Here is a 10,476-nt window from a genome sequence, read left to right as displayed (position 1 = left end):
CGCGGGTGTCTAGCGGGGTGTCCGGGGTGATGATGGCGTGGGTGACGTCGTCGGAGCACTCGGTGGGTCCGTAGGCGTTCACCAGCGGGATACCGGGCGCCAGGGCCAGCCACTCGCGCGCCAGGTCCGCGGGAAGTGCCTCGCCGGTCACCAGCAGATGGGTGAGTGGAGCGAGTTCGGGACGCTCCAGGCCGTTGCTCCAGGAGTCGACGGCGGCGCGCAGGAGGGAGGGGACGACTTCGAGGATGGTGACGTTGTCGGCTGCTATCCGCCCGAAGAGTTCCTGGGGGTCGGCCGCGGTGTCCCGGTCGACGACGATCAGGCGGCCGCCGACGATGAGGGGGGAGAGCATCTGCCATACGGAGATGTCGAAGGTGACGGGGGCGTTGTGGACCACCACGTCACCGGCGGTCATGTGCAGGTCGTCGACCTTGGCGAGGAGATGGTTCACCATGCCGGCGCGGTGGACCATGGCGCCCTTGGGGCGTCCGGTCGAGCCGGAGGTGAAGATGATGTACGCCAGGTCGTCGGCGCCACCGGCCGGCGGGAGCAATGCGTCGTCCAGCGTGCCGTCCCAGGCGACCACAAGAGGGCTGGTCGCGGAGACACCGAGGATCTGCGCAGCCGTATCAGCCTGTCCCGGCCCGACGTAGAGCACATCGGCCCGGCTGTCATCGAGCAGCGCGGCCGTACGCGCCTGGGGTGCCCGCAGATCGAGCGGCACCCAGGCCGCCCCCGCCCCGAGCACCCCGAGGATCCCGGTCACGAAGGGAACCCCGGGCTCGCACAGCATCGCCACCCGCGAGCCGGGGCCGACACCTGACGCGGTCAGCCGGCGGCTCAACGCCGAAGCGAGAGCGACCAGTTCGCCATAGGTGGCTGACCCGCCCGGATCCTGGACCGCGATCTTCCCGGGCTCCAGGGCGGCCCGCGCCCGCACCCGCTCCACGACCCCGGCGTACGTCTCCTCGACCGCCGTCGCGCCCCACGCCGCACGCACCGCCGCCGACTCCCCCGGCAGCAGCACCTCGGCCTCGCCCACCGGCCGGTCCGCGGCGCCGACCAAAGCGCCGAGCAGATGCGCGAGACGGTCCGCGAAGGACCGCGCGGTCGCCTCGTCGAACAGGTCGCTGCTGTACTCCAGGACCGCGTCGATCCCGTCCGGAGCACCCTCGTCCGTGCGCCGCTCGAAGAGCTCGAAGGCCAGATCGGCCTTCGCCGTCCCCGTGCCGATGAGCAGCGGCTGCGACTGGAGGCCGGCCAACTGCACGGCGGTGTCCGGTGTGTTGTGCAGTGTCAGCATCGTCTGGAACAGCGGGTGCCGCGACAGCGACCGGGTCGGCGCGAGTGCGTCGACCAGGGCTTCGAACGGCAGGTCCTGGTGCGCGTACGCGGCCAGATCCGTGGCGCGTACGCGGTCGAGGAGCTCTCGGAAGGTCGGATTGCCGGACAGGTCCGTTCGCAGCACGAGCGTGTTCACGAACAGGCCCACGAGTGTGTCGAGCGCCGGGTCCGTACGGCCCGCGACGGGCGAGCCGAGAGGGATGTCGTCGCCCGCGCCCAGCTTGGACAGCAGCGTGGCGAGCGCGGCGTGCAGCACCATGAAGGTGCTGGCGCCCTGGGCGCGCGCCAGCTCGGCGACCGCCGCGTGCAGAGCGCCGTCGATACGGAACTCCACCTGTCCGCCCCGGTGGGTGGGGGCGGACGGGCGAGGCCGGTCGGCAGGGAGCTCGAGCTCCTCGGGCAGACCGTCCAATGCCGCCCGCCAGTAGGAGAGTTGCTCGTCCGACGCGACGCCGAGCAGCTCCCGCTGCCACAGCGTGTAGTCCGCGTACTGCACCGGCAACGGCGCCCACACCGGGGCCCCGCCCGCGCGCCGCGCCTCGTACGCCTGCGCCAGATCGGTGCCGAGCGGGCCCACGGACCAGCCGTCGGCCGCGATGTGGTGCACGACGAGCAGCAGCACGTGCTCCTCGTCGGACAGCCGGAACAGCTCGGCCCGCAGCGGCAGTTCCGCCGCCAGGTCGAAGCCGCGCCGCGCCGCCGCACGCACGGCCTCCTCGCTCAGTACGGAGACCGGCAGGTCCACCCGTACGGCATCGGTGGCCACGATCTCCTGGCGCGGGCGCCCGTCCGTGTCCGGGTAGCGGGTGCGCAGCGCCTCATGCCGTACGACGACATCCCGCAGCGCCGTGTGCAGCGCGGCCACGTCGAGGGCGCCCTTCAGGCGGACGGCCACCGGAATGTTGTACGCCGGGTTGCCGGCCTCCAACTGCCCGAGGAACCACAGGCGTTGCTGGGCGGGGGAGAGAGGGAGCACCTCCGGGCGCACGGCCCGTACCACAGCGGGCCGGGCCGCGCCGGAGCCGGCGTCCGCGACGCGGGCCGCGAGGGCCGCCGGGGTCGGCGCGTCGAAGACCGCGCGGACCGGCAGATCGGCGCCCAGCGCCGCCCTGATCCGGCCGGTGAGCCGCGTGGCGAGCAGCGAGTGCCCGCCGAGTTCGAAGAACGAGTCGTCCGGCCCGGCGGGTCCGGGCAGCCCGAGCACCTCGCCGAACACCTCGCACAGGAGCTGCTCCTGCGGCGAGCGCGGCGTGCGGGCCGCCGTGCGCGGGCCCTGGGCGGGTGCGGGCAGCAGCTTGCGGTCGACCTTGCCGTTCGCGGTGAGCGGCAGCGCGTCCATCGCCACGTACAGGGCGGGGACCATGTGCGCGGGCAGACCCTGGGCCAGGTGCGCACGCAGCGCGGCCGGAGCGGCCGTGCCGACGGTGTAGGCCACCAACTGCGTTTCCCCGGGCAGGCCTTCGCGCGCCAGGACCGTCGCCTGCGACACCTCGGGGTGTGCGGCGAGGGCGGACTCGATCTCGCCGAGCTCGATCCGGAAGCCGCGGATCTTGACCTGGTGGTCCGCGCGCCCGATGTACTCGATCTGTCCGTCGGCGCCCCAGCGCACCACGTCCCCGGTGCGGTACATCCGGCTGCCCGGCGCACCGAACGGGTCGGGCACGAAGCGGGTCGCGGTCAGTCCGGGCCGCCCGTGATAGCCGCGCGCCACCCCGTCACCGGCGATGTACAGCTCGCCGATCGCCCCCGCGGGCGCGGGCCGCAGCGCGTCGTCGAGCACGTAGACCTGGGTGTTGGCGATGGGCCGGCCGATCGGCGGCACGCCCGGGCGCTCGCCGTCCAGCGTGGCGGCGGTCGACCAAATCGTGGTCTCGGTGGGCCCGTACACGTTGGTGACCTCGCGGGACGCGGCCCGCAGCGCGTCGGCGAGCGGCTCGCCCACGGCCTCGCCGCCGATCAGGATCCGCAGCCCGGCCAGACTCTCCGGGTGTTCGGTGACCAGGGCGTGCCACAGCGTCGGAGTGGCCTGCATGACCGTGGCGTCGCTACCGGTGATCAGAGCGGCGAGCGCGGCCGGGTCGCGTACGGTGTCGCGCTCGGCGATGACCAGTTCGGCGCCGGTGAGCAGCGGCACGAAGATCTCCAGATTGGAGATGTCGAAGCCGAACGTGGTGACCGAGAGGAAGCGGTCGCCGCCGTCGATACGGAACCGCTCGGCCATGTCGTGCACGAGGTTGATCAGTGCGCCCTGCGGGACGACAACTCCCTTGGGGCGTCCGGTCGAGCCGGAGGTGTAGATCGTGTACGCGGTCTCCAGCGGGTCCGGGTCCGCGGTGTCCACCGGGCCGGCCGGCCGCTCGGCGAGCAGAGCGGCCGCCGTGTCCAGGGTCAGGTGCGCACGCTCGGTGACCGCGGGCAGCGCGGCCGCGACGCCGGTCGTGGTGAGGACGAGGGCGGGGTCCGCGTCGTCGAGCATGTAGCCGATGCGGTCGGCCGGATAGTCGGGGTCGAGCGGCAGATAGCCGGCGCCCGCCTTGACGACCGCGAGCGTCGCCACGACCAGATCGGTCGAGCGGGGCAGCGCGATGGCCACGAGCGCCCCGGGACCGGTGCCGCGGGACACCAGCTCGTGGGCGAGCCGGCCGGCGCGGGCGTCCAGCTCGGCATGGCTCAGGCGCTCGCTCCCGCAGCGCAGCGCCGGGGCGTGTGGAGCGGCCGCGGCGCGCTCCGCGAGCTGCGCCCGCAGGGCGTGGCGCGGGTGGGAACGGGCGGTGTCGTTGTACGCGCCGAGCAGCGTCGCCCGCTCCTCGCGGGCGAGCAATTCCAGCTGGGAGAGCGGTAGTTGGGCCTGGACCGGAAGGACCTCCAGGAGTCGGAGCACCCGCCCGGCGAGGGCGGCCGCCTCCTCGGCGGTGACCAGGTCCGGCGCGTGGTCGAGCCGCAGCGTCAGCTCCTCGCCCGGCAGCACGAGCAGCGACAGCGGGTAGTGCGTGGCGTCGCGGCCCTTGATGCCCGTGACCGTCAGACCGGGTACGGCCGTGCGCAGGGCGTCCGGGTCGAGGGGGTAGTTCTCGAAGATCATCACGGTGTCGAAGAGCTCACCGTGCCCCGCGTCCTGCTGGATCCGGGACAGGCCCAGATGCTGGTGCGGCAGCAGCGCGGTGTGCTGTTCCTGGGCCGCCGTGACGAGGTCCGCGAGGGTGCTCGACGCGGGTGTCCGCAGGCGTACGGGAAGGGTGTTGATGAACAGGCCGACCATCGACTCGACGCCCGGTATCTCCGCCGGACGCCCCGAGGTCGTGGTGCCGAACACCAGGTCGTCGCGCCCGGTCAGGGCGCCGAGCACCACCGCCCAGGCAGCCTGCAACACGCTGGACAGCGTCACGCCGTGCGCCCGGGCCCACTCGGTCAGGCGCGCGGTCGCCGAGGCGTCGAGCCGGGCGATGTGCTGCTCGGGCAGCACCGGCGCACGTCCCGGCGGCGCCGGCACGAGCCGCGTGGGCTCCTCCAGACCGGCGAGCAGCTCCCGGTAGGCCGCCGCCGCGGCCTGCTCGTCCTGCCGGCTCAGCCAGGACAGATAGCTCTTGTACGAGGTGACCGCGGGCAGCACGGAGGCATGGCCCCCGGCGGCGTACGCGGTGAAGAGCTCGGACAGGAGCAGGGGCATCGACCAGCCGTCGAGCAGGATGTGATGGCAGGTGACGAGCAGCCGGTGGCGGCCGGAGCCCGTGCCGATCAGGGTGAAGCGGATCAGCGGCGGACGGCCCACGTCGAAGGGCTCGGTGCGGTCCCGGTCCGTCAGCGCTTCGAGGTCCTCGGGAGCCTCGAACTCCCGCCACGGGACCGGTACTTCGCGCGGGATCAGCTGGACCGGCTGCCCGTTCCTGCGGTACCGGAAGCCCGCCCGCAGATTCGGGTGCCGGGCCAGCAGGCCCGCCGCGGCGGCCTTCAGAGCGCCGCGGTCGAGCGGTCCTTCGAGGTCGAGGACGAGCTGGACCGCGTACACATCGAGTTCCTGCCGGTCGTACACGGCGTGGAAGAGCAGGCCCTCCTGTAGGGGCGTCAGCGGCAGTACGTCGCTGAGGCCCCCTGGCGACTGTGGCCCCTTCGCCTGCTTCCCGCGTGCGGTCGTGCTCATTCTTCGGTCCCCCACTCGTGTGCGAACTCGTTCTCGAACTCGTCGATCTCGTCCTGCTCAAGGCCCTCGACGAGCCCCAGATCCGATGGTGTGAAGCCGCCGGCATCGGGCCGTGAGGCGTGCACGGACAGCGCCTTGAGCGCCCGGAACCAGCCGTGCGCGATCGTCTCGGCGTCGACGTCGGCGACCGTGCGTCCCGCCCAGGCCCAGTCGGCGATCAGGCAGGGCCCGTCGGCGCGGTCCTCGGTGCGCGCGTTGACCCCGAGCGCGTGCGGCAGCGGCATGTCCGGGTCGGCGCCGGCCGCGACGTCCAGGGACTCGGGCGTGAGCTGCCAGTCGGCGGGCCCGGGAAGGGCCATCCGGCCCAGGTAGTTGAAGCCCAGCTGCGGCGCCGGGTACGCGCCGAGCACCGGCGCCGTCTCCGGGCCGAGGCGGCTGAGCAGTCCGTGGCCGATGCCGTGGTCGGGCACCCGGCGCAGCTGCTCCTTGACCTCCTTGAGCGCCTGCCCCAGCGCGGGCCCGCCCGCCCAGACCTCGTCCCAGTCGCACAGGCCCACATCGAGGCGCACCGGGTGCGTGCTGGTGAACCAGCCCACCGTGCGGGTCAGATCGACGCCCGGCACGAGCGCCTCGCGCCCGTGCCCCTCGAGGTCGACCAGCACGTCCTGCGCCTCACCGCGCCCACCCCGCCAGTGGGCGACGGACAGCGCGAGCGCGGTCAGGAGTACGTCGTTGATCTCGGCATGGAAGGCGGCCGGGACGGTCGTGAGGAGCTCAGCCGTGTACGCGGCGGGCAGTTCGAGCCGCAGCCGGTGCACGGTGGCCACGGTGTCCTGCGCCGCGTCGAGCGGCCGTGCGCCGAGCAGGGGCTCGTCCTGGGCGAGCGTCTCCTGCCACAGCGGCAGTTCCGCCCGGCGATGCGCCCGCACGGCCTCCTCGTGCAGCAGGTGCGCCCACTGCCGGAAGGACGTGCCCACGGGGGCCAGGGGCCGCTGCGGCTGCTCGTACGCCTGGACGAGGTCGGGCAGCAGGATCCGCCAGGACACCCCGTCCACCACCAAGTGGTGCAGCGTGAGCAGCAGCCTGCCGGGCCGCCTCGCGCCGGCGTCCAGCCATACCGCCCGCAGGACATCGCCCTCGCGGGGTGCGAGTGCGCGCACGGAGGCCTCGGCCTCCTCGCGTACGAGAGCGGCCAGATCCTCGGAACCGGCGGCCGCGACCCTGCGCAGTACGTCCTCGGCCCGCACCGCCCCGGCTTCCCGGATGCCTTCGCCGCTCCAGCGCAGCACGTCGTGATGGTCGAGGAGCGTTTGCAGTGCGGCCGCGATCCGCTCGTACGAGGCGTCTGCGGGCGTCTGCACCACGGCGGCCTGGTGGAAGCGGTCGGTCGGCCCGGGAATCGCGTCGAACCATGCGGTGATCGGCGTGGCCGGCACCGGCCCGGTGCCCTCGCCCACGCCCACCGTCCCGGTCCGCCCGGCGGTCACGGCGGCGAGCGCCAGGCCCTGCGGGGTGCGGTGCACGAACACGTCCTGCGCGGTGATCGCGAGGCCCGCCTCCCGTGCCTTGCCCACCAGTTGGATCGAGCTGATGCTGTCGCCGCCGAGGTCGAAGAAGCTCGCGTCGGCGCCGGCCGACTCCAGACCGAGCACCTCCGCGAAGGCCCGGCACAGCGCCGCCTCGCGCTCGTTCGCGGGCGCCAGGCCCGCGGCGGCCGCGGTGTAGTCGGGCGCCGGCAGGGCGCGCTTGTCCAGCTTGCCGTTGCCGGTGAGCGGCAGGGCGTCGAGCACGACGACGGCGCTCGGCACCATGTGCTCGGGCAACTCGGCGGCGAGGTGCGCGCGCAGCTCCCGTACGTCCGCGGGACCACCGCCCGTGACGACGTACGCGACCAGGCGCTTGTCACCGGGCCGGTCCTCGCGGACGAGCACCGCGGCCCGCGCGATGTCCTCCCGTGCGAGCAGCACGCCCTCGATCTCGCCGGGTTCGATACGGAAGCCGCGCAGCTTCACCTGGTCGTCGACGCGCCCCACGTAGTCGAGGCTGCCGTCGGCGTTCCAGCGCACGAGGTCGCCCGAGCGGTACATCCGGCCGCCCGGCGCGGTCGCGAACGGGTCGGCGAGGAAACGGTTCGCGGTCAGTTCCGGCCGCCGCAGATAGCCGCGGGCCAGCTGGTCGCCGCCGATGTACAGCTCACCGGTCACACCCGGCGGCACCGGACGCAGCCGCGCGTCCAGGACGTACAGGCGTGTGTTGTGCAGCGGGAATCCGATGGGCGGCTTCACGGCACCCGACAGCGGTTCGCTGATGCTGGCGCACACGGTGGCCTCCGTCGGCCCGTACGCATTGCGCATCACGCGGCCGCGCGAGAAGCGCTCCACCAGCTCCGGCGGACATGCCTCGCCCGCCACGACCAGCTGCACACCCGCCGGCATCGGCCGGTCGGCGGGCCACGCGGAAAGCACGGTGGGCGGCAGGCAGACCATGGTGGTGCCGGTGCGTTCCACGAGCTCGGCGAGGGGCTCGCCCGGGCCGCGCTCCTCGGCCGTCGACAGGATCATCGTGGCGCCCGACAGCAGCCCGATGGACAGCTCCCAGGTCGCGGCGTCGAAGCTGTACGAGGCGAACTGGAGCCAGCGCGTGTCGGGTCCGATGCCCATCCGCGGGCCCTGGTCGGCCACCATCACGGCGACCGTGCGGTGTTCCACGACCACGCCCTTGGGGCGTCCCGTGGACCCGGAGGTGTAGATGACGTACGCGGGGTCGCGCACGGTCAACGGCCGCGTCCGGTCGGCGTCCGTCAGGGCGCGGACGGGCCGGGCCGCGACGGCGGCGCGGATGCCCGCGTCGTCGAGCAGCAGCCGGGGCACGTCCGAGGAGCCCAGGCCGGCGGACTCGGCGGTCATCGTCAGGGCGAGCGCGGGCCGGGCGTCCGCCAGCATGTACGCGATACGGTCCTGCGGATACGCGGCGTCGATCGGCAGATACGCGGCCCCCGCCTTGAGCACGGCGAGCAGCGCGACGACCATCTCCGGCGAACGCGGCAGCAGCAGCGCGACCAGATCGCCGGGCCCGGTGCCGCGGGCGGCCAGCTCGTGGGCGAGCCGGTTCGCGCGGGCGTCCAACTCGGCGTAGGACAGGACCTGTTCGCCGAACTCCAGGGCCGGGTGCCCGGGCTGCCGCGCCGCCGTGGCCGCGTACAGCTCGTGCACCCCGGCCACATGGACGTCCTGCACGGGGCCCGCCCATGCGCCGAGGATGCGCTCGCGTTCGGCGGGAAGCAGAGCGTCGACACGGCCGAGCGGAAGGTCGGGATCGCCGGTGAGCACGCCGATGAGGTGGGCGAACCGGTCGGCGAAGGACCGTGCGGTCGCCTCGTCGAACAGGTCGCTGCTGTACTCCAGGACCGCGTCGATCCCGGCAGGGGTCCCGTCGGGCCCGTGCCGCTCGGTGAGTTCGAATGCCAGGTCCAGCTTGGCGGTGCCCGTGCGGACCGGGACGGTCTCGACGGCGAGGCCGGGCAGGGCGAGGCCGGCGGCGGCGTTGTTCTGTAGCACCAGCATGGTCTGGAACAGCGGCTGCCGCGACAGCGACCTGCTGGGCGCGAGCGCGTCGACCAGGGCCTCGAACGGCAGGTCCTGGTGCGCGTACGCGGCCAGATCGCCGTTCCGGACGCGGTCGAGCAGCTCGCGGAAGGTCGGATTGCCGGACAGGTCGGTGCGCAGCACCAGGGTGTTGACGAAGAAGCCGACGAGCTCGTCGAGCGCGGGGTCGGTGCGTCCCGCGACCGGGGTGCCCAGCGGGATGTCCTCGCCCGCGCCGAGGCTCGACAGGAGGGTGGCGAGCGCGGCCTGGAGCACCATGAAGGTGCTCGCGCCCTGGGTACGGGCCAGCTCGCCCACCGCCGCGTGCAGCTCGCTGTCGACGCGGAAGGCGACGGTGCCGCCGCGATGGCTGGGCACGGTGGGCCGCGGCCGGTCGGCCGGCAGCTCCAGCTCTTCCGGGAGTCCATCCAACGCCTCGCGCCAGTACGTGAGTTGCCCGTCCGACACGGCCTCGAGCAGCTCGCTCTGCCACAGCGTGTAGTCCGCGTACTGCACCGGCAGCGGCGCCCAGGTGGGGGCCGCACCCGCGCGGCGCAGAGCGTAGGCCTCGGCGAGATCGCGGGCCAGCGGGGCGACGGACCAGCCGTCGGAGGCGATGTGGTGCAGGACGAGCAGCAGGACGTGCTCGTCGTCCGCGAGCTCGAACAGCTCAGTGCGCAGCGGCAGTTCGGTCGCCAGGTCGAAGCCCCGTGCGGCCGCGGCGGTCAGCAGCCCGGGCAGCGCGTCCCGGCCGGTCGCCGTGACCGGCAGGCCGGGCTGCGCCTCGGCGGCCGGCACGAGCAGCTGCCGTGGCCGGCCCCCGTCGTCGGGGAAGACGGTCCGCAGACTCTCGTGGCGGGCCACGACATCGCCGAGGGCCGCGTGCAGCGCCGTGACGTCGAGGGCGCCGGACAGCCGTACGGCGAACGGCAGATGGTAGGCGGCGGACCCGTTGTCCAGGTGGTTCAGGAACCACAGCCGTTGCTGCGCGGGGGAGAGCGGCAGTACGGCGGGCCGCTCGGCCGCCGCGGTCAGCGCGGGCCGCAGCGGGGCGTCCGCGTCGTCCAGGCGGGTGGCGAGCTCGGCGACGGTCGGCGCCTGGAAGAACGTACGGATGGAGACTTCCGCGCCGAGCCGGGACCGGATCCGTGAGGCGACCTTGGTGGCGAGCAGCGAGTGGCCGCCGAGGTCGAAGAAGCTGTCGTCGATACCGACGGCCGGCAGTCCGAGCACCTCGGCGAAGATCTCGCACAGCGCCTGCTCGCGCGGGTTACGGGCGGGAAGCAGCCCCGTGGTGACGGCTTCGGGGTCGGGTGCGGGGAGTGCTTTGCGGTCGATTTTGCCGTTGGGGGTGAGGGGGAGGGTGTCGAGGGTGAGGAGGGTGCTGGGGATCATGTAGTCGGGGAGGAC

At 73.6% G+C, this 10,476-nt stretch carries 2 protein-coding genes; both read right to left on the bottom strand.

The annotated features are described in order from the left end of the window. A partial coding sequence (locus KUM44_RS28540; RefSeq protein WP_217212444.1) for a non-ribosomal peptide synthetase occupies window positions 1-5,482 on the bottom strand: 5,482 nt, incomplete at its 3' end. Next, window positions 5,479-10,461, bottom strand: coding sequence for a non-ribosomal peptide synthetase (locus KUM44_RS28535; RefSeq protein ID WP_217212442.1), 4,983 nt, complete (start codon window positions 10,459-10,461; stop codon window positions 5,479-5,481). The genes KUM44_RS28540 and KUM44_RS28535, both read right to left, overlap by 4 nt. Between the last annotated feature and the right edge of the window lie 15 nt (window positions 10,462-10,476).

The sequence above is a fragment of the Streptomyces sp. AC550_RSS872 genome (assembly GCF_019049285.1).
GTDB lineage: Bacteria > Actinomycetota > Actinomycetes > Streptomycetales > Streptomycetaceae > Streptomyces.
The sequence above is the reverse complement of the archived record's forward strand: the minus strand, read 5'-3'. Positions and strand labels throughout refer to the sequence as shown.

Coding starts and splice junctions, on each gene's coding strand:
- KUM44_RS28535 (WP_217212442.1), bottom strand. CDS start 10,461: ATGATCCCCAGCACCCTCCTCACCCTCGACACCCTCCCCCTCACCCCC.